Here is an 18,009-nt window from a genome sequence, read left to right as displayed (position 1 = left end):
CGTCAGCTCCTCGCCGTACGGGAAGGGTGGACCATCTCGGCCGCCCGCGCGACCGCCGAGGAGACGTCGCCATCCGGCGGGTAGAGCATCGTGCGGCCGACGGTGAGCCCGCGAACGCCGGGGAGCCGGAGTGCCCGCTCCCACTGCTGCAGGGTTCCGTCGAGATCGGGACCCGAATCTCCGCCGAGGAGCATGGTGGGCAGCGTCGTGGCTGCCATGACCCGCTCCATGTCGTCGATCACGGGGATCTTCAACCAGCTGTGCGAACTCGTCCCTCCGAGGCCGGCCGCGATGGCGATGGAGTGGATGATCGCCTCTGCGGACAGGTCGTTCACGACCAGTCCGTCGACGCGTCGGCTGATGAAGGGCTCGAGCATGATGGGAATGTCGGCGGCCGCGCATTCGGCGACGACCTGTCCGGTCGCCTCGAGGGTGGACACGGTTCCCGGGTCGTCGACGTCCACGCGCACCAGCGCTTTGGTCATGTCGGCGCCCATCCGCCGCGCGGATTGCGCGTCGATGGCCGTGTAGCGATCGTCCATCTCGAACGCCGATCCTCGCAGCCCGCCGCGATTCATCGAGGCGACGACGACCTTGTTCTCCAGCAGCCCCATCAGGGCGAGATCGTCGAGGATGTCCGCCGTGCCGAGCACGCCGTCCACCTGAGGATTGCTGAGTGCCTCGGCGAGGCGCTCCAGCAGGTCACCCCGGTCCGCCATCGCGAGAGGATCGCCGCCGACGCCGAGTGCGCCGCGGGCAGGGTGATCGGCCGCGACGATGAACAGCCGACCGTCGTCGCCGAGCAGAGGTCGCCGCGTGCGCGCACGGTGTGCGGTCTCGACCGCGCCGGGGTCGGCGGCACGGACGTCGCGAAGTCGGGCGAAGTCAGCGGGCTCGATACGTGTCATCTGTCGCAGCCATCCGTTTGCATCTTGTCTCCTCGAAGACCGGTAGTGAGAGGATGTCCTGACAATAACACATCAGCTACTAGATGCGCAGAATCGAGGCTGGAAGATCGCGCCGCATACGCAGAGACCCCGACCTGCAGATGTCTGCAGGTCGGGGTCTCTGGATGAGGGCGGATCGTCCGCCGATCAGACCAGGCGGGCCTTCGGCGACACCGAGTAGGTGTCCTCGGGGTCGTCGTTGACGACCCCGGCGAGCGCGGTGTCGATCGCGGCCATGACATCCGCCTCCAGCTTCACGCCGGACGCCTTGACGGTATCGGCGAGCTGCTCGGGACGGGACGCACCCACCAGAGCGGCGGCCACGTTCGGGTTCTGCAGCACCCATGCGATCGCGAGCTGCGGCATCGAGAGACCCGCCTGCTCGGCGATCGGCTTCAGGTTCTGCACGGCGGTGAGGATGTCGTCCTTCAGCAGCCGCTCGATGAAGTGCGCTCCCGAGTGCGGGTCGGTGGCGCGCGAGCCGTCCGGCACGGGCTGACCGGGCAGGTACTTGCCGCTCAGCACACCCTGCGCCATCGGCGACCAGACGATCTGCGAGATGCCGAGCTCTTCGGATGCCGGCACGACCTTGCCCTCGATCACGCGGTGCAGCATGGAGTACTGCGGCTGGTTCGAGATCAGCTGGAAGCCGAGCTGCTTCGACAGGGCGTGACCCTCGCGCAGCTGCTCCGCCGTCCACTCCGAGACGCCGATGTAGAGCGCCTTGCCCGCGCGCACGACGTCGGCGAAGGCCTGCATCGTCTCCTCGAGCGGGGTCTCGTGGTCGTAGCGGTGCGCCTGGTACAGGTCGACGTAGTCGGTGCCGAGTCGCTCCAACGAGCCGTCGATGGACTGCATGATGTGCTTGCGGCTCAGGCCGGTGTCGTTGGGGCCCTTCGGACCGGTGGGGAAGTAGACCTTCGTGAAGATCTCCAGCCCTGCGCGGCGCTGGCCCTCGAGCGCCCTGCCGAGCACGACCTCGGCGGCCGTGTTGGCGTAGGTGTCGGCGGTGTCGAACGTGGTGATGCCGGCATCCAGAGCGGCGTGCACGGTCTTCACCGCAGCGTCGTCACCGACCTGCGACGCGTGCGTCACCCAGTTGCCGTAGGTGATCTCCGAGACCTTGAGACCGCTGTTGCCGAGATAGCGATAGTTGACCATCATCCAACGCTAGTGCCGCTCAGACCGAGGTGGACTCCCGAATGTCGGATCGTTTCAATGGGGCGGTCGGGGCGACGGCATCGGATGCGGGGGCCGGATCGGATGCCGCGGAATCCGAGGTCACGATCGCGGCGCGATCCCGGAACCCGTCCGCGGTCACCCGATCGAGGTCGACCTGCTTGCGGATCGCGGCGGTCTTCTCGTACAGCGAGGGGTCGCCCCAGCTGGTGAGCACCTTCACGAGCACCGGCAGCAGCTCGATCATGAAGAACAGTGCGGCGATCAGCCAGTGCGCCCAGAAGATCGTGGGCTCCTTGTCGGCCAGTCGGTTCAGCCCCGTGATCTGACTGAGCAGCCCGATGGCGCCGGCATTGCCCGCCGCGACGGAGTCGGCGCGCGCGTTGTACGCGGCGAGCGCGTTCTCGTAGGTCTGCTTCGCGGCGGGGAGCTGGTCCTTCGCCTGCTGACGGTTGGAGGTCTCGGATGCCGAGGTGTTGGCCTTCTCAGCGGTCTCGGCCGCCGACAGGTCGCCGTTCGCCGAGCGCAGCTGGGCGGCGAGCGCGTCGTAGGTCTGCTGCGCCTGCGCGAGCTGGGCCTTGGCGGCATCCGAGCTGGAGCCCTGCCCGTTCACTCCCGTGCAGCCCGGAACGGTGCCCGCGCCCTCTCCGGTGAGCTCGCACTGGTACAGCGCGCGGGCCGAGTCGATGGTCTTCTGCTGTTCGGCCATCTTGGCGGTGATGTCATCGACCGTGGACTTCGCCGCGGTGGTCGAGGCCGAGCCCGAGTCGGTGCCGGCCACGATGCCGGTGGCGGCCTGGTTCTCCAGAGAGGAGACGCGGGCGGATGCCGCATCCAGCGCCTTCTTCTCGGGACCCTTCTCGAGGGCCGTCTGGTCGGACTGAGACTGGGTGATGTTGGTGGAGGCGACCTCGCGGGCGATGTCGTTGTGGAACACCTGCAGCACGAGCGGTTCGGCGACGAGGAATCCGATCAGCGCGGCCATCGCGATGCGCGGCAGGGCGAGGGCGATGATCTTGCCGACGCTGCGGGTCGCCGTCATGGTGGAGGTGAGGAAGCGGTCGAGGTTGAAGATGATCGCGGCCCAGACCAGCGCCAGCGGAACGGCCAGCCAGACCGCGACCTGCACGCCTGTGGTGAGGGCGAACAGCATCGAGATGGCGGAGACCAGCGCGGTGCCGAGCAGCACGAAGAACATCTGCACGAAGCGAGGGGTCTCGCCGGGCACGCGGTCGAGGATCGGACCGTCCGCGCCGCCGAGGATCGCCAGGGTGCGCAGGCGCGAACCGGGCACCCGCGGTGCGCGCACGCGCTTCGGGCGCGGGGCCTTGACGGCGGCGGGGGACGCCGGCTCGGCGGCGTCAGGCTCGATGACCTCGGTCGGATGCGTCGTGGTGTCCTCCGCATCGGATCCCTGAGCCTGCCGAGGGGCCGCCGACGACGATCCGGCCGGCTCGAAGGTACGCAGGAAATCGAGATCATCGTCGGTCACGGTGCCTTCGGGGGCGCCTGATTCGAACGAGATCCGCCCCTGGGAATCCATCCGTCCAGGGCGATGCGCGGAATAGGACATCCTCCGAGAGTAGGAAACGTCGGCTGTGGGACTCCCGGACGAACCCTGCGAACGACTCACAGGAAAGGGATGCGCGACGGGCCCTCGCAGTGTCAGGCTGGTGTCATGAAGACGCTGCTGCTCGCCCGTCACGCGAAGTCCGAATGGGGCATCCACGGCCTCTCCGATCACGACCGACCGCTCAACGGACGCGGCCGCCGCGACGCCCCAGCCATGGCCTCACAGCTGGTCGAGGACGGCATCGGCCTGCAGCGGATCGTCTCGAGCACGGCGACGCGGGCGCGCACCACCGCCGACGAGTACGCCTCGGCGTTCAGGCTCGAGATGATCGAGGAGCCGGCGCTGTATGCGGCATCCGCCCGCACCATCCTGGAGGTCGCCTCCGCCCTGCCGGATGACGTCGAGGTCGCGATGCTCGTGGGTCACAACCCCGGGATGACGGATGCCACGGCCGAGCTCACCGGCTCGTTCGCCGAGTTCCCGACCTGCGCGGTCGCGGAGTGCGCGGTCGACATCGGCTCCTGGGCGGAGCTGGTCGAGGGGTCGGGTCGGCTGCTGCGCCTGCGCACCCCGCGCGACCTGGGGTGAAGCGCCCGGGTCCCGACGAGATCTCAGGCCATCGCGGCGGCGGCGGCCTCGTCCTCGGTGGTCGCGACCAGCTGGCCGCAGGCCCCGTCGATCTCCTTGCCGCGGGTGTCGCGCAGGGTGGTCGGGATGCCGGCGTCGTTCAGACGACGGACGAACTCGTTCGTGACCTCGCGGGTGGATGCCGTCCACACCGACTCGGGCGTGGGGTTCAGCGGGATCGGGTTGACGTGCACCCAGCCTCGGCCGCGCGCGTTGAGCTTCTCTGCCAGCAGGTCTGCGCGCCAGGCGTGGTCGTTCATGTCCTTGATGAGCGCGTACTCGATCGAGACCCGCCGACCGGTCTTCTCGTAGTACTCGCGGGCGGCATCCAGCGCCTCATCGACCTTCCAGCGCGAGTTGACCGGGATCAGCTCGTCGCGCAGGTGGTCGTCGGGGGCGTGCAGCGACAGCGCGAACGTGACCGGGATGCCCTCGTCGGAGAGCTTGCGGATGGCGGGCACCAGGCCGACCGTCGACACGGTGATGCCGCGGGCGCTCATGCCCAGGCCGTCGGGCTGCGCGGCGACCATGATGCGCACGGCGTCCATGACCCGCTTGTAGTTGGCGAGCGGCTCGCCCATGCCCATGAAGACGATGTTCGACACGCGCTCCATGGAGTGGTCGTCGGCCTTCTTGCCGCCGAGACCTCCCTCGGCGATGAGCCGGTTGGCGCGCACGATCTGCTCGATGATCTCGGCGGTGGACATGTTGCGCGTCAGCCCCGCCTGGCCGGTGGCGCAGAACGGGCAGTTCATGCCGCAGCCGGCCTGGCTCGACACGCACAGGGTGATGCGGCCCGGGTAGCGCATGAGCACCGACTCGACGAGCGCGCCGTCGTGCAGTCGCCAGAGGAACTTGATGGTGTCGCCCCGGTCGGTCTCCAGGCGGCGCACCTCGGTGAGCAGCGGCGGCAGCATCCCCGCGACCAGCTCATCGCGCTGCGCGGCCGGCAGGTCGGTCATGTGCGCGGGGTCGGAGGTGTAGTGCGTGAAGTAGTGCGTCGACAGCTGCTTGGCGCGGAAGCCCGGCAGGCCCAGTTCCTTGACCTTCTCGACGCGCTCGGCCGGGGTCATGTCGGCCAGGTGCACGGGCGGCTTGCCGCGCTTGGGGCTCGCGAACTGCAGCAGCGGACGCCCCTCGGCATCCTTCTTCTGCGTCCACCCCTCCGTCTTCGGGCGCGTCTGGCGGACGCCGGTGTTCGCAGGGCGCGCGGAAGAAGTCTCGGTCATGCTTCCAGGGTACGGGCTGACGGGTGGGAAGAGGCTGGGGCATGCGTCGTCGAGCCGCGCACCACCAGGGCGGTGGGGAGCTCGATGGTCTCCGCTGCGGGCTCCCTTCCCTCGATACCGCGCACCAGCGTCCGCACCGCCGCTGCTCCCATCTCACGCAGCGGCTGACGGATGGTGGTCAGCGGCGGATGCAGCCACCTGGCACCGCGCACGTCGTCGAATCCGACCACCAGCACGTCTCGTGGCACCGCCAGACCGGCATCGGCGATGGCCCGGTATGCACCCACGGCCATCTCGTCGTTGCAGGCGAAGAGACCGATCGGCCCCTGCCCGTCCAGCTCGCGCAGCGCACGGGCGCAGGCCGCGGCCGCGCCGCTCGCACCCCAGTCGGCGTCGACGCGAACGATCCGAGTCTTCGGCGCCCGCGAGTGCACGGTGGATGTGAAGCCGTCCACCCGCGCCCGACCGAATCGGTACGACGGCGTGCCGCCGATCAGGATGAACCGCTGAGCTCCCCGCGCGAGGAGGTGCTCGGCGGCGGCCACTCCGCCGGCACGGTCGGTGGTGCGGATGCTGGGAAGCGAGGCGGGCGCTTCACTGGGCGGGTCGAGCAGCACCAGCGGGATCCCCGCTTCCCGCAGCAGAGCTGCCTGCGCCGCCGTCGGCATCTTCAGCCCGACGATCACGCCCGCCGTGCCCCGGGTGCGGATGCGGTGCGGCCAGTCGTCCTCGGGATCCGGGCGGTCCGTGGTCAGCACCAGGTCGTAGCGCAGCGCGGCCGCCGTCGTGCGCGCGCCGGCGACGACCTCGTCGGTGTAGGGGTCGTGGAAGTTCCCGAAGACGAGATCGATCACACCGGCCGTCCGGTCCCGCGGACGCCCACGGGACTCGCCCGCGAAGGTGTATCCCAGTGCCTCTGCGGCGTGCAGCGCACGGGTGCGGGTGTCGGCGGACATGTCGCCGCGACCGCGCAGCGCGCGCGATGCGGTCGACACGCTGACCCCTGCCTCCTCGGCCACGCGGGCGAGGGTGATGCGGCGCGCAGGAGACATGGATCTATTTTGCGCAATTTCTGAGGCATCCGCGACAGCACATGGCAAAGTGTTCCCGCACGCCCTTCGAGGACGAACCCGCACACCTTTCGAGGACGAGAGAGACGAGCAATGACGACACGACTGCGTGTGGCCATCATCGGCACCGGATTCATGGGGCGCATGCACTCGCACGCCTGGCGCACCGCACCCCGGTTCTTCGACCTCTCCCCCGCCCCCGAGGCGGTGCTCCTCGTGGGCAGCGATGCGGACCGCACCGCCGCCGCGGCAGCCGAGTTCGGCATTGCCGAGTCCTCCTCGGACTGGCGCAGCGCGATCGCCCGCGACGACATCGACATCGTCGACATCTGCACTCCAGGGCACACGCACGCCGAGATCGCACTGGCCGCCCTCGCCGCCGGAAAGCACGTGCTGTGCGAGAAGCCGCTCGCCAATGACGTCGCCGAGGCCGACCGGATGGCGGATGCCGCAGCATCCGCCGCCGAGCGGGGCGTGGTCAGCATGTGCGGGTTCAGCTACCGCCGCACGCCCGCCCTGGCGCTCGCCAAGAAGCTCATCGACGACGGCCGGCTCGGGCGGATCCGCCACGTGCGCGCCCAGTATCTGCAGGACTGGCTCACCAGTCCCGACGCACCCTTCACCTGGCGCCTGGACCGCGCACGCGCCGGCTCCGGAACCCTGGGCGACATCGGCGCGCACAGCATCGACACCGCGCAGTGGCTGACCGGATCGGCGATCACCGGGGTGTCCGCCACGCTGCGCACCTTCGTCGAGTCCCGTCCGCGACTGAACGAGCACGTGGGCCTGGGCGGCAACGCCGACGCGGACGCTCCGCGAGAGCAGGTCACTGTCGACGATGCCGTCGCGTTCACGGCATCCTTCGCCGATGGCGCCCTCGGCGTCTTCGAGGCGACGCGCATGGCCGCAGGCCACCGCAACGCGAACCGCATCGAGGTCAACGGCGAGCTCGGTTCGGTCGCCTTCGACTTCTCGTTCATGAACGAGCTGCAGTTCCACGATGCACAGCTGCCCTCCGACGAGCAGGGTTTCCGCCGGATCGACGTCACCGAGCCCGACCATCCCTATGCGGGCGCGTGGTGGCCTGCCGGTCATGGCCTGGGCTACGAGCACCTCTTCACGCATCAGGCCGTCGACTTCGTGCGCGCGATCACCGACGGGGTCGCCGCGCGTCCGGGCTTCGCCGAGGCCGCCCGCGTGCAGCGCGTGCTCGCCGCCGTCGAGGCCAGCGCAGCATCCGACAGCCGTCACACCGCAGTGGAAGGAGCACGATGATGACCACGACCCGCAAGGCGCTCGTCGTCCGAGGAGGATGGGACGGGCACCATCCCATCGAGGCGACGGAGATCTTCATCCCCTTCCTGCAGGAGCAGGGATTCGAGGTGCAGGTCGAGGAGTCGAACGCGATCTACACCGATCAGGCGGTGATGGACGCCACCGATCTCATCGTGCAGTCCGTGACGATGTCGGAGATCTCCCGCGAGGCCTTCGCAGGGCTGCGTCGCGCGGTCGAGCGCGGCACGGGCCTCGCCGGCTGGCACGGCGGCATCGCCGACTCGTACCGCAACAGCTCCGACTACCTGCAGCTGATCGGTGGACAGTTCGCCACGCATCCGTCGAAGCATCCGGACGCCTGCGTCGGCGACGAGTCCGACAACTTCCTCCCGTACACGGTCGAGCTGACCGACCTGGGTCGCGGCCACGAGATCCTGAGCGGTCTGGACGACTTCACGCTCGACACCGAGCAGTACTGGGTGCTCGCCGACGACCTCAACGACGTGCTCGCCACCACCACGCACCCCGTGCAGCCGTACCACCCGTGGCATCGGCCGATCGTGTCGCCTGCGGTGTGGACGCGGCTGTGGGGCGCGGGCCGCATCTTCGTGGCGACCCCCGGGCACAGCCCCGAGGTGCTGCGCGACACCAACGTACGAACGATCATCGAGAGAGGAATGCTGTGGGCGAGCCGCACGGTATCGGAATAGTCGGACTCGGAGTCATCTCCGCGCAGTACCTGGAGACGCTCGGCGCCCACCCCGGGGTGCGGATAGCCGCGACGGCCGACCTCGACACGGCGCGGGCCGCAGCGGTGGCCGAACGGTTCGACGGATGCCGTACATTGACCGTCGACGAGCTGGTCGCCGACCCGAGCGTGCAGACGGTCCTGAATCTCACCATCCCCGCCGCGCACGCCGAGGTCGCGCTGGCCGCGCTCCGCCATGGCAAGAACGTGTTCGGCGAGAAGCCGCTCGCCCCGACGATGCCCGCCGCGAGCGAGATCATCGCCGCCGCCACTCCATCGGCGTGGGTGGGCTGTGCGCCGGACACCGTCCTCGGCACCGGCATCCAGACCGCCCGGGCGGCCGTGGATGCGGGTGAGATCGGACGCCCGGTCTCCGCGGTCGCCACCTGGGTATCGGCCGGCCATGAGGCCTGGCATCCGAACCCCGACTTCTACTACCGCGAGGGCGGCGGGCCGCTGCTGGACATGGGTCCGTACTACCTGACCTCGCTGTTCCACCTGCTCGGCCCGGTCAAGCGCGTCTCGGGCGCGTCATCGCGGCCGAAGTCGCTGCGCCGCATCGCGACGGGACCGCGCGCCGGCGAAGACATCCCCGTCGAGGTCGACACCCACGTCACCGGCGTGCTCGAGCACGTCGATGGGGCGATCTCGACCGTGACCTTCAGCTTCGATGCCGCGGCCACGCAGGCGGCGCCCATCGAGGTGCACGGCGAGACCGGCACGCTCTCACTGCCGGACCCCAACCACTTCGACGGCGAGGTGCGGCTGCGTCGCCCGCGCGAGGACGCCTGGAGCACCCTGCCGGCGAGCGCGGGTTACGAGAACGGATCGCGCGGCATCGGACTGCTCGACTTCGTGGCCGGCGGTGCACGCTCGGACGGCTCGATCGCCCTGCACGTGCTGGAGATCATGACCGCACTGCTGGAGTCGGCGCGCACGGGCGAGCGCATCGAACTCACCACCACCGCCGAGCGTCCGCCGCTCGTTCCTCTCACCACTCGCGAGCAGTGGGGTCGGACCTGACGGCCTTCCACGTTCCGCCTCTCGACGCCGTGCGCGCCGAGGCTTTAGGGTCGATGAGGAACCGATGTATTGGAAGGTGACTGATGACTGACAAGCACATCACCCGACGCAGTTTCGTCAAGGCAGGCGGGTGGTCGGTTCCCATCGTTGCTGCCGCAGCAGCGATTCCCGCTAGCGCTGCGTCGACCACCGGTGAATGGGTGGTGACGTCGACGGAGTCCTCGTACGTGCAAGGGGGGTCGTTCGGCGTTCTTTTCCGGATGGAAGGCGTGACGGAAGCCGACCTGAACGCGACGACGTGGGATCTGGTCCTCAACGGTGCCATGTGGATCCCGACTCTCGGCCCCAGAAACCTGGATCAGACTGGTGGGCGCTGGGTGGTTGCTTTCAACGGAGACTGGCCCTTCGACCCGGCAGTGCCCGTCGAGGGCTTCGAGATCACCGTCAACGCCACCGCACACACGCCAGATGGCGACAAGTTGTTCGCGGCCGTGACCGAGTTGCGAGTCCTTTAGATTCGGACACCGGGCGCACTCCCCGTGCGTTCTCAGACAGGCCGATGCAACTTGTAATTACAGGCGCAGATCGGCAAGAATGAGCGGGCACCCCGAGCAAGGAGCCCTCATGACCGACCGCCTCGCCCCCGTCCGTTCTGCCGGCGTCCTCGCCGTTCTGCGCGCCCCGTCTCCCGAGTCCGCGCTGGACGCCGCCGATGCGATCATCCGCGGCGGCATCCCCGGCATCGAGGTCACCTACTCGACTCCCGATGCGCCCGCGGTGATCCGCGAGCTGATCGCCCGCCACGGCGAGCGCGCGTACATCGGCGCCGGCACGGTCACCACGCCCGAGCAGGCGGCTGCCGCTGCGGACGCGGGTGCCGAGTTCCTCGTGAGCCCCGGTACGGTTCCCGATCTCACGCGGGCCATGCTTGACACCGACCGGGTCGTCATGACCGGCGCGCTCACTCCGACCGAGGTCATGGTCGCTCTCGACTTGGGCGTCGATGTCGTGAAGATCTTTCCCGCATCCCTCGGCGGCCCTTCCTACCTGGGCGCACTGCGCGGACCCTTCCCGGATGCTCCGCTCATGCCCACCGGCGGCGTCAAGCCCGACAACCTGGCCGACTGGTTCACCGCCGGCGCGGTGGCGGTCGGCGCAGGCGGCGACCTGGCGAACTCGGCATCCGTCGCGGCATCCGACTGGGCCGACCTCGAGGCCCGCGCGGCGCGCTTCGCGTCCGCACTGGCGGCTGCCCGCGGGTGACGCGGCAGCACCGACGCGGCGCATAGGATTCAGAGGTGATCGACCTCGCACCGTGGGCGTGGGCGCTGCTCGCCCTCGCCGCGCTGGTCGCCGGGCTGGGCAAGACCGCGATCCCAGGCAGCGCCACCCTCTCGGTGGTGATGATGGCGGCCGTCCTGCCCGCGCGCCCGTCGACCGCGGCGACGCTGCTGCTCTTCATGGTCGGCGACGTGTTCGCGCTCATCGTGTACCGGCGGCACGCGCACTGGCCCACGCTGCTGCGACTCGCCCCGGCCGTGGTCGCGGGGCTCGTCGCCGGATTCCTGTTCCTCGCCTGGAGCGACGATGCGATCGTGCGCCGGACGATCGCCATCATCCTGCTGGCGATGATCGCGATCACACTGTGGCGACGGTGGCGTTCACCCGGCGCGGCATCCGGCCCGATCGTCGCCGGGAGCTATGGCGCTCTCGCGGGCTTCACGACCATGGTCGCCAACTCCGGCGGGCCGGTCATGTCGATGTACTTCCTCGCGACGCGCACGCCCGTCAAGGTCTTCCTGGGCACCTCTGCCTGGTTCTTCGCGATCGTGAACCTCGTGAAGGTGCCCTTCCTCGCCGGCCTCGGACTGTTCACCCCGTCCGTGCTGCTGATGGACCTGGTGCTCGCCCCGCTGGTCGTGATCGGCGCACTGATCGGCATCCGCCTGGCCAAGCGGATGCCGCAGCAGCTCTTCGACCGTCTCGTGATCGTGCTGACGGTGCTCGGCGCTGTGTACCTGCTGTTCTGACGCGTTCAGGTCGCGATCCATGCCGGAAAGCGGACGGGAAAGCGGCACCGATTGCGACCTGAACGCTCCGGGTGCCCGCCCATCCAGACCCCGCCGGGCGTCAGTCCAGGAAGATGTCCGGGAACATCCTGTCGTCCGGAGTGCCGGGGACAGCCGCGTACTTCGAGAAGTCGGTGACGCCGTCGGCCTCCAGCACGTCCTCCACGATCAGCGACTGACCGGTGTATCCCCGGGCGGTCTTGGTGAGCACCGCGTAGGCGGCATCCGCGTAGATGTCGGCGGTGCGGCTGGCTGCCATCACGCGGTCCCCGCCGAGCAGGTTCTGCACGGCGGCGGTGGCGATCGTGGTGCGCGGCCACAGCGTGTTCGCGGCGATCCCGGCATCCGCGAACTCGGCTGCCAGGCCCAGGGTCGCCATCGTCATGCCGTACTTCGCGAGCGTGTACCCGGTGTGCGCGCCCAGCCACTTCGGCGTGATGTTCAGCGGCGGCGAGAGCGAGAGGATGTGCGGGTTCTCCGCCTCCATCAGAAGTGGCACGGCCGCGCGGGACAGCATGAAGGTGCCGCGCACGTTGACGTCCTGCATGAGGTCGTACTTCTTCGCGGCGAGGTCGGCCGAGCGCGACAGGTCGATGACGCTGGCGTTGTTGATGACGATGTCGACGCCGCCGAACTCCCCCTGCGCCTTGAGCACGGCACCCGTGATGTCGTCGTCGTCGCGCACGTCGCCGACGATCGGCAGCGCCTGGCCGCCGGCCGCGCGGATCGCATCGGCGGCGGAGTGCACGGTGCCCTCGAGCTTGGGATGCGGGGTGTCGGTCTTGGCGAGCATCGCGATGTTCGCCCCGTCGGCGGCGGCGCGCAGAGCGATGGCGAGGCCGATGCCGCGGCTGCCGCCCGACATCAGGATGGTCTTTCCGGCGAGTGACATGGTGTCTCCTTGGACGCGCGGGTTCACTTCGGTGCCATGCGGATGGCGCCGTCGAGGCGGATGGTCTCGCCGTTGAGGTAGTCGTTGGCGACGATGTGCTCGACGAGGGCGGCATATTCGTCGGGGCGGCCCAGGCGCGAGGGGTACGGGACCTGCTGCCCGAGGGAGTCCTGCGCGGCCTGCGGGAGGCCGGCGAGCATCGGGGTCTCCATGATGCCGGGGGCGATGGTGCACACCCGGATGCCGTGACGCGCAAGCTCCCGCGCGATCGGCAGGGTCATCGCATGCACGCCGCCCTTGGACGCCGAGTAGGCGGGCTGGCCGATCTGACCGTCGAACGCCGCGACGCTGGCGGTGCTGACGATCACGCCGCGGTCGCCTCCGTCGGTCGGCTCGTTCTGCGCGATGACCGCGGAGGCCTGCGAGATCACGTTGAACGTGCCGACGAGGTTGATGCGGATGACCCGCTCGAACGCGTCGAGGTCGGCGGGGTTGCCGTCGCGGTCCAGCACCTTGGCGGGCGGGGCGATGCCGGCGCAGTTCACGACCACGCGCAGCGGCGCGATCGCCTGAGCGGATGCCACGGCCGCCGCAACCTGCTCGGCGCTGGTCACGTCCGCGGGGGCGAAGACGCCACCCAGCTCGGCTGCGATCTCGGAGCCTGCGGAGTTCGGCAGGTCGACGATGGTGACCTGCGCGCCCGCGGCGGCGAGTCGGCGAGCGGTCGCGAGCCCGAGTCCGCTGGCGCCGCCCGTGATGAGCGCGCCCTGTCCCGTGATCTGCATGTGTTCTCCTTCGAACGGACTGCGCCTGCCCCGGGGCAGGTGTGTGCGACTGGGTCTCAGCATAGATGATTCTGAGTTTCTCGCCTGGCGGCGCCTGTCCGCCGGGAGGATGCTGGAGACATGGAACTGCGTCGGAAACGAGCCTACGACAACGCCTCAGCCGATGACGGGTTCCGTGTCCTGATCGACCGGCTCTGGCCGCGCGGCGTCTCCAAGGAGCAGGCGGCCATCGACCTGTGGGCCAAGGATGTCGCTCCGAGCACCGAGCTGCGTCGCGTCTGGCACGCAGCTCCGGATGCCGATTTCGAGGTCAATGCCGAACGCTACCGCGCGCAGCTGGAGAAGGAGAGCGCCAAGGCGCTGCAGGAGCTGGTCGAGGAGCTGCAGGGGCGCCCGGTCGTGACCCTCGTGTACGCCCTGCACGACACCGAGCACAACCATGCCGTGGTGCTCGAGGGCGTGCTGAGGCGGCTGCTGGAGTAGCCGTCGGCCGTCGTCTAATTGAGGAGTCCGTCCCAGGCCGCAGCCAGTACCGGATCCACCCGCTGCAGCTCGGGGTGCGCGTCGTGCCACTCGATGATCTCGGCGGCAGCGTGATGGAAGGCGATGACGGGGTTGAAGTCCGGCACCAGGCGCCGGATCTTGGTGTTGTCGAAGACCACCGAGTGCGCCATGTCACCGGCGAGCTGGCCGGCGCGGTCCGGCAGCGCCCGCTCGATCGCGTCGGTGGTGGCGTGCCGGAGCTTCGGCTCGGCGCCGGCGGCACGTCCGAGGATCGAGTAGATCTCGTTCCAGGTGTAGACGAAGTCACTGGTGATCTGGAAGGTGTCGCCGTAGGCGAGCGGGTTGCCGAGGAGCCCCACGAATCCGACTGCGAGGTCGGCGGCGTGGGTGAGGGTCCACAGCGAGGTGCCGTCGCCGTGCACGACGATCTCCTCGCCGCGACGGATGCGGTCGATCGCCGTCCAGCCGCCGAATGCGGGGATCGTCCACTTGTCGTAGGTGTGCGAGGGGCGCACGATCGTCACGGGGAAGCCCCGCTCGCGGTAGGCCGTGGCGAGCAGCTCCTCGCCGGCGATCTTGTCGCGGGAGTACTGCCAGAAAGGATTGCGCAGCGGAGTCGATTCGGTGATCGGCAGGCGCGCGACCGGCTTCTGGTAGGCGGATGCCGAGCTGATGAAGACGTATTGGCCGGTGCGGCCCTCGAAGCGATCGATGTCGCGCTGCACCTGGTCGGGGGTGAAGGCGATCATGTCCACGACCACGTCGAACTCCCGACCGGCGAGCGCCGCATCGACGGCAGCATCATCCGAGAAGTCCGCCGTCAGCACCTCGATGCCGTCTGCAGCCGCGCGGCGGGAGCGCCCACGATTCAAGAGCGTCACCTCCATGCCGCGTTCGGCGGCGAGCGCACTCGCTGCCGATGAGATGATCCCGGTCCCACCGATGAACAGCACCTTCACAGCCATGTTCTGAACTCTATCGAGGCGGTCGCCTCGGCGGCTGAGCGCCGCCGAGGCCGCGAGGGGTCAGGATGGATGCATATCCATCCCGACGTCTCCCGCGGAAGTTCCTGCGCGCGTGCGCGAGCTCGCCGGCGCCGCCCGGCTCGAGCCGGTCTGGGCGAACGACTACGGCGGCCTGACGTTCCGCGCGACGCCCACCACAGGGGATTCGTTCCACATCAAGTGGGGACCACGCCAAGACGAGTCGAACATGCTCGATGAGGCGGAGCGGATGCGATGGGCGGGCCGGTGGATCCGGGTGCCCGAGGTTCTCGATCAGGGACAGGATGCCGGGCACGAGTGGCTCGTCACCGCCACGATCGACGGTGAGAGCGCGGTGCATCGGCACTGGCGGGAGCGACCGGAGGTCGCGGTGCGTGCGGTCGGAGAAGGGCTCCGCGCGCTGCATGACGCGCTGCCGGTCGACGACTGCCAGTGGGACTGGGGCGTGGATGCCAGGATCGCGAACGCGGCACGCCGCGGCATCCGACTGCCGGAGGGGTTCCGGGACGCACCGCCGATCGACCGACTCGTGGTCTGCCACGCGGATGCCTGCTGCCCGAACACCCTTGTCGACGACGACGGCCGCTGGCTCGCGCATGTCGACCTCGGCCTGCTGGGCGTCGGCGACCGCTGGGCCGACATCGCCGTGGCATCCATGAGCACCGAGTGGAACTACGGCCCCGGGTGGGAGGACGCGCTCATCGGGGCCTACGGACTCGAACCCGACCGCGAGCGGCTGGCGTACTACCGGGATCTCTGGAACGCGACCTGAACCTCGACGTCCGTGCACGAGAGCGCGCAGGTCATCGAGCAGAGCGACGCGCCCCGGGAACACGTCGCCGTCAGCTCCAGACGAACCGGAAGACACCGGATGCCACAGCGGCGGCGATCGCGATGGCCATGATCGCCGCACCGCCCAGAAGAGCGACCGCGTCTCGCGGATGCAGGCGGGACTCACGCGCCCAGGTGCGCGGAATGTCGGAGCCGAAACCGCGCGCCTCCATGGCCATCGCCAGCTTGGTGCCGCGCCGCACGGCGAACACGAGCAGCACGAACGCCATCGAGAAGAATCGTCTCACCGCGCCGCGGTCGCCTACACCGCGGGCGCGGCGCGCCAGCGACATGGTGCGCCAGTCGTCGAGGAAGAGGCCCAGCATCCGCGTCCCTGCCAGCACGCCCAGCACGAACCGGCTGGGCAGGTGCGCCACCTGCGCAAGGGCGTCTCCGAGCTCGGTGGGGTCGGTGCGTCCGAACAGCAGGATCGTCGGAAGACCCAGGGCGATCACACGCAGCGTCACGGCCAGCGCGAGCTCGATCGACCCCTCGCTGATCACCGCGAAGCCGAACCGCCAGAAGACCGTCCCCTCCGGGTCGGCGTAGAGCAGCATGCTCAGACCGGCGATGGGCGAGAACAGGGCGATCGGCAGCATCCGCCGCAGCACCGTCAGCACCGGGAGTCCGGTCAGCGGCAGACAGAGCAGCTGCAGCACGATCGCCACCAGCGCGCTGACCGGGTCGATCGACGCGAACAGCGGCACCGAGAGCAGCAGCGCCAGCACGATCTTCGTGACGGGGTTCACGCCGTCCAGCCAGGCCGCCTTCACGAGCCCACCAGCTCGACGTGCAGACCACCCAGGTGCTGCGCCACCGCCTCGTCGTGACTGACCGCGATCACCGACCGCCCTGCGGCGATCTCCTCCTGAAGCAGTTCCACCAGCCCGATCCAGCCGCGCCGGTCCTGCCCGAAGGTCGGCTCGTCCAGCACCATCACCTGCGGCGCGGAAGCGAGCACGGTGGCGACCGAGAGCCGCCGCTTCTGCCCGCCGCTGAGCGTGAACGGGTTCGCGAGGGCGAGCGGGGCGAGCTGCAGACGGTCCAGCAGGTCGTCGACGATCGCGTCGACCTGGGCATCCGTCCTGCCCAGCGCGCGCGGGCCCACCGCGAGCTCCTCGCGCAGCGTACGCGCCAGGAACTGATGCTCCGGCTCCTGGAAGACCGTGCCGATACGGGTGAGCAGCTCGCGCGACGACCACTTCCAGGGCCGGCGTCCGGAGCGCCCCGCCAGATCGGAGGCCGCGATGACCGTGCCGTCCCGCTCGGGCAGCAGTCCCGCCAGCGTGAGCGCGAGCGTCGACTTGCCTACGCCGTTCGGTCCCGTGATCACTGTCGCCGCACCGCGCGGCAGCTGCAGATCGAGACCCGAGCGAGCCGGCCTGCGCCCGTCGCGCGACACCGTGAGCGCGTCCGTGACGAGCACGGCATCCGTCACCTCGTCGACACGGTCGAGAACGGGCAGACGGAAGCCGTGGTGCGGCACCCACACCCCGGCATCGGCCAGCACGTCGCCGTAGCGACCGAACACCTCGTCGGGCGCCCCGTCGGCGAGCAGCCCGCCGTCTGCGTCGAGCACGATCACGCGGGTGAGCAGATCCGCCCAGACCTCGGTGCGATGCTCGACGACGATGAGCGTCGCACCGGTGTCGTCCAGCACCCGCGCCACGCTGTCGTGCACCTCGCGCACGCCCGCGGGGTCGAGGTTCGCGGTCGGCTCGTCCAGCAGCAGCAGCCCGGGTCGCATGGCCAGCACGCCGGCCAGCGCGAGGCGCTGCTTCTGCCCGCCGGAGAGGGCCTTGGTGGCGCGGTCGAGTGGCACGTCCAACCCCACCGCGTCCAGCGCCTCGGCGACGCGTGCCGGGATCTGCTCGGCGGGCACGCCGAGGTTCTCGCATCCGAACGCCACGTCGTCGCCGACCTTCGACAGCACGACCCCGGCATCCGGATCCTGCAGCACCAGTCCGGTCACCCCGCGGCGGGACCCTGCCGGGTCGCTCGCCGCCCCGCGGCCGGCTTCGGGCGCCACCCCGTCGATCAGGAGGGACCCGGTGCGCTCGCCCTCCTCGGCGTCGCCGAGGACTCCGGCGAGGCCGGCGAGCAGGGTCGACTTGCCGGCACCGGATGCTCCCAGCAGCAGCACCCGCTCACCGGGCTCGATCGTGAACGACACGTCGCTGACCGCGGGCAGGCGCCTGCCCGCGTAGCGCCAGCCCCACCCGTTCGCGCTGACGCGAGCAGGAGCGGTCATGC

19 protein-coding genes are annotated in these 18,009 nt (G+C 69.7%); 9 read left to right on the top strand and 10 right to left on the bottom strand.

Features of this window, described 5'->3' with window-relative positions:
• Positions 1-2: 2 nt before the first annotated feature.
• The 3 genes from QF046_RS13375 to QF046_RS13365 all read right to left on the bottom strand — a co-directional run bounded on the left by QF046_RS13375 (position 3) and on the right by QF046_RS13365 (position 3,699).
• On the bottom strand, positions 3-908 hold the full coding sequence (locus QF046_RS13375; protein ID WP_307370620.1) for a deoxyribose-phosphate aldolase: 906 nt from the start codon (positions 906-908) through the stop codon (positions 3-5).
• Positions 909-1,094: 186 nt separating this feature from the next.
• A complete protein-coding gene (locus tag QF046_RS13370; protein WP_307370618.1) occupies positions 1,095-2,108 on the bottom strand; it encodes an aldo/keto reductase family protein in 1,014 nt (337 codons plus the stop codon).
• 19 nt (positions 2,109-2,127) lie between these two features.
• Positions 2,128-3,699, bottom strand: a complete 1,572-nt coding sequence (locus QF046_RS13365; protein WP_307370615.1) for a DUF4407 domain-containing protein — start codon at positions 3,697-3,699, stop codon at positions 2,128-2,130.
• Between the two features lie 105 nt (positions 3,700-3,804).
• Here QF046_RS13365 and QF046_RS13360 point away from each other — a divergent pair, with 105 nt between their 5' ends.
• Positions 3,805-4,287, top strand: coding sequence for a histidine phosphatase family protein (locus QF046_RS13360; RefSeq protein WP_307370613.1), 483 nt, complete (start codon positions 3,805-3,807; stop codon positions 4,285-4,287).
• A gap of 23 nt (positions 4,288-4,310) precedes the next feature.
• Here QF046_RS13360 and rlmN read toward each other — a convergent pair whose 3' ends face one another.
• Both rlmN and QF046_RS13350 read right to left on the bottom strand, forming a co-directional pair.
• On the bottom strand, positions 4,311-5,555 hold the full coding sequence (gene rlmN, locus QF046_RS13355) for a 23S rRNA (adenine(2503)-C(2))-methyltransferase RlmN (protein WP_307370610.1): 1,245 nt from the start codon (positions 5,553-5,555) through the stop codon (positions 4,311-4,313).
• On the bottom strand, positions 5,552-6,607 hold the full coding sequence (locus QF046_RS13350; RefSeq protein WP_307370608.1) for a LacI family DNA-binding transcriptional regulator: 1,056 nt from the start codon (positions 6,605-6,607) through the stop codon (positions 5,552-5,554). The genes rlmN and QF046_RS13350 overlap by 4 nt, the downstream gene beginning before the upstream one ends.
• Before the next feature lie 111 nt (positions 6,608-6,718).
• On the opposite strand from QF046_RS13350, the gene QF046_RS13345 reads away from it, so the two are divergent.
• From QF046_RS13345 to QF046_RS13320, 6 genes are all read left to right on the top strand, one after another.
• Positions 6,719-7,900, top strand: coding sequence for a Gfo/Idh/MocA family protein (locus tag QF046_RS13345; protein WP_307370607.1), 1,182 nt, complete (start codon positions 6,719-6,721; stop codon positions 7,898-7,900).
• The gene (locus tag QF046_RS13340) at positions 7,900-8,610 is read left to right on the top strand and encodes a ThuA domain-containing protein (RefSeq protein WP_307372847.1); all 711 of its coding nucleotides are present in this window, start codon (positions 7,900-7,902) and stop codon (positions 8,608-8,610) included. Before QF046_RS13345 ends, QF046_RS13340 begins: the two co-directional genes overlap by 1 nt.
• On the top strand, positions 8,583-9,671 hold the full coding sequence (locus tag QF046_RS13335) for a Gfo/Idh/MocA family protein (RefSeq protein ID WP_307370605.1): 1,089 nt from the start codon (positions 8,583-8,585) through the stop codon (positions 9,669-9,671). The genes QF046_RS13340 and QF046_RS13335 overlap by 28 nt, the downstream gene beginning before the upstream one ends.
• Positions 9,672-9,754: 83 nt before the next feature.
• A complete protein-coding gene (locus tag QF046_RS13330; RefSeq protein WP_307370603.1) occupies positions 9,755-10,186 on the top strand; it encodes a hypothetical protein in 432 nt (143 codons plus the stop codon).
• Positions 10,187-10,295: 109 nt separating this feature from the next.
• A complete protein-coding gene (locus QF046_RS13325) occupies positions 10,296-10,934 on the top strand; it encodes a bifunctional 4-hydroxy-2-oxoglutarate aldolase/2-dehydro-3-deoxy-phosphogluconate aldolase (RefSeq protein WP_307370601.1) in 639 nt (212 codons plus the stop codon).
• Between the two features lie 35 nt (positions 10,935-10,969).
• Complete coding sequence (locus QF046_RS13320) at positions 10,970-11,701, top strand: sulfite exporter TauE/SafE family protein (RefSeq protein WP_307370599.1); 732 nt, start codon at positions 10,970-10,972, stop codon at positions 11,699-11,701.
• A gap of 100 nt (positions 11,702-11,801) precedes the next feature.
• On the opposite strand, the gene QF046_RS13315 is transcribed toward QF046_RS13320, so the two are convergent.
• Complete coding sequence (locus tag QF046_RS13315; protein WP_307370596.1) at positions 11,802-12,632, bottom strand: NAD(P)-dependent oxidoreductase; 831 nt, start codon at positions 12,630-12,632, stop codon at positions 11,802-11,804.
• 23 nt (positions 12,633-12,655) lie between these two features.
• Positions 12,656-13,417 carry an SDR family NAD(P)-dependent oxidoreductase gene (locus QF046_RS13310; protein WP_307370595.1) on the bottom strand — a complete coding sequence of 254 codons (762 nt, stop codon included), beginning with the start codon at positions 13,415-13,417 and terminating at the stop codon, positions 12,656-12,658.
• Between the two features lie 120 nt (positions 13,418-13,537).
• On the opposite strand from QF046_RS13310, the gene QF046_RS13305 reads away from it, so the two are divergent.
• Positions 13,538-13,900: a DUF488 domain-containing protein gene (locus tag QF046_RS13305; RefSeq protein WP_307370593.1), complete on the top strand. Its 363-nt coding sequence runs from the start codon at positions 13,538-13,540 to the stop codon at positions 13,898-13,900.
• A 14-nt stretch (positions 13,901-13,914) separates the two neighbouring features.
• Here the strand turns inward: QF046_RS13305 and QF046_RS13300 are convergent, their stop codons facing one another.
• The gene (locus QF046_RS13300; RefSeq protein WP_307370590.1) at positions 13,915-14,886 is read right to left on the bottom strand and encodes an NAD-dependent epimerase/dehydratase family protein; all 972 of its coding nucleotides are present in this window, start codon (positions 14,884-14,886) and stop codon (positions 13,915-13,917) included.
• A 73-nt stretch (positions 14,887-14,959) separates the two neighbouring features.
• Between QF046_RS13300 and QF046_RS13295 the strand changes: the two genes are divergently transcribed.
• Entirely contained in the window at positions 14,960-15,697 is a 738-nt protein-coding gene (locus QF046_RS13295; protein ID WP_307372844.1) for an aminoglycoside 3'-phosphotransferase, read from the top strand.
• Between the two features lie 70 nt (positions 15,698-15,767).
• Here the strand turns inward: QF046_RS13295 and QF046_RS13290 are convergent, their stop codons facing one another.
• Complete coding sequence (locus tag QF046_RS13290) at positions 15,768-16,529, bottom strand: energy-coupling factor transporter transmembrane protein EcfT (RefSeq protein ID WP_307370587.1); 762 nt, start codon at positions 16,527-16,529, stop codon at positions 15,768-15,770.
• On the bottom strand, positions 16,526-18,007 hold the full coding sequence (locus tag QF046_RS13285; protein WP_307370585.1) for an ABC transporter ATP-binding protein: 1,482 nt from the start codon (positions 18,005-18,007) through the stop codon (positions 16,526-16,528). Before QF046_RS13285 ends, QF046_RS13290 begins: the two co-directional genes overlap by 4 nt.
• Positions 18,008-18,009 lie beyond the last annotated feature (2 nt).

The organism is Microbacterium sp. W4I4, from assembly GCF_030816235.1.
GTDB lineage: Bacteria > Actinomycetota > Actinomycetes > Actinomycetales > Microbacteriaceae > Microbacterium.
Note: the sequence above shows the minus strand (reverse complement) of the source record. Positions and strands in the feature narration are given on the sequence as shown.

Coding starts and splice junctions, on each gene's coding strand:
- QF046_RS13375 (WP_307370620.1), bottom strand. CDS start 908: ATGACACGTATCGAGCCCGCTGACTTCGCCCGACTTCGCGACGTCCGT.
- QF046_RS13370 (WP_307370618.1), bottom strand. CDS start 2,108: ATGGTCAACTATCGCTATCTCGGCAACAGCGGTCTCAAGGTCTCGGAG.
- QF046_RS13365 (WP_307370615.1), bottom strand. CDS start 3,699: ATGTCCTATTCCGCGCATCGCCCTGGACGGATGGATTCCCAGGGGCGG.
- QF046_RS13360 (WP_307370613.1), top strand. CDS start 3,805: ATGAAGACGCTGCTGCTCGCCCGTCACGCGAAGTCCGAATGGGGCATC.
- rlmN (WP_307370610.1), bottom strand. CDS start 5,555: ATGACCGAGACTTCTTCCGCGCGCCCTGCGAACACCGGCGTCCGCCAG.
- QF046_RS13350 (WP_307370608.1), bottom strand. CDS start 6,607: ATGTCTCCTGCGCGCCGCATCACCCTCGCCCGCGTGGCCGAGGAGGCA.
- QF046_RS13345 (WP_307370607.1), top strand. CDS start 6,719: ATGACGACACGACTGCGTGTGGCCATCATCGGCACCGGATTCATGGGG.
- QF046_RS13340 (WP_307372847.1), top strand. CDS start 7,900: ATGACCACGACCCGCAAGGCGCTCGTCGTCCGAGGAGGATGGGACGGG.
- QF046_RS13330 (WP_307370603.1), top strand. CDS start 9,755: ATGACTGACAAGCACATCACCCGACGCAGTTTCGTCAAGGCAGGCGGG.
- QF046_RS13325 (WP_307370601.1), top strand. CDS start 10,296: ATGACCGACCGCCTCGCCCCCGTCCGTTCTGCCGGCGTCCTCGCCGTT.
- QF046_RS13315 (WP_307370596.1), bottom strand. CDS start 12,632: ATGTCACTCGCCGGAAAGACCATCCTGATGTCGGGCGGCAGCCGCGGC.
- QF046_RS13310 (WP_307370595.1), bottom strand. CDS start 13,417: ATGCAGATCACGGGACAGGGCGCGCTCATCACGGGCGGCGCCAGCGGA.
- QF046_RS13305 (WP_307370593.1), top strand. CDS start 13,538: ATGGAACTGCGTCGGAAACGAGCCTACGACAACGCCTCAGCCGATGAC.
- QF046_RS13300 (WP_307370590.1), bottom strand. CDS start 14,886: ATGGCTGTGAAGGTGCTGTTCATCGGTGGGACCGGGATCATCTCATCG.
- QF046_RS13285 (WP_307370585.1), bottom strand. CDS start 18,007: ATGACCGCTCCTGCTCGCGTCAGCGCGAACGGGTGGGGCTGGCGCTAC.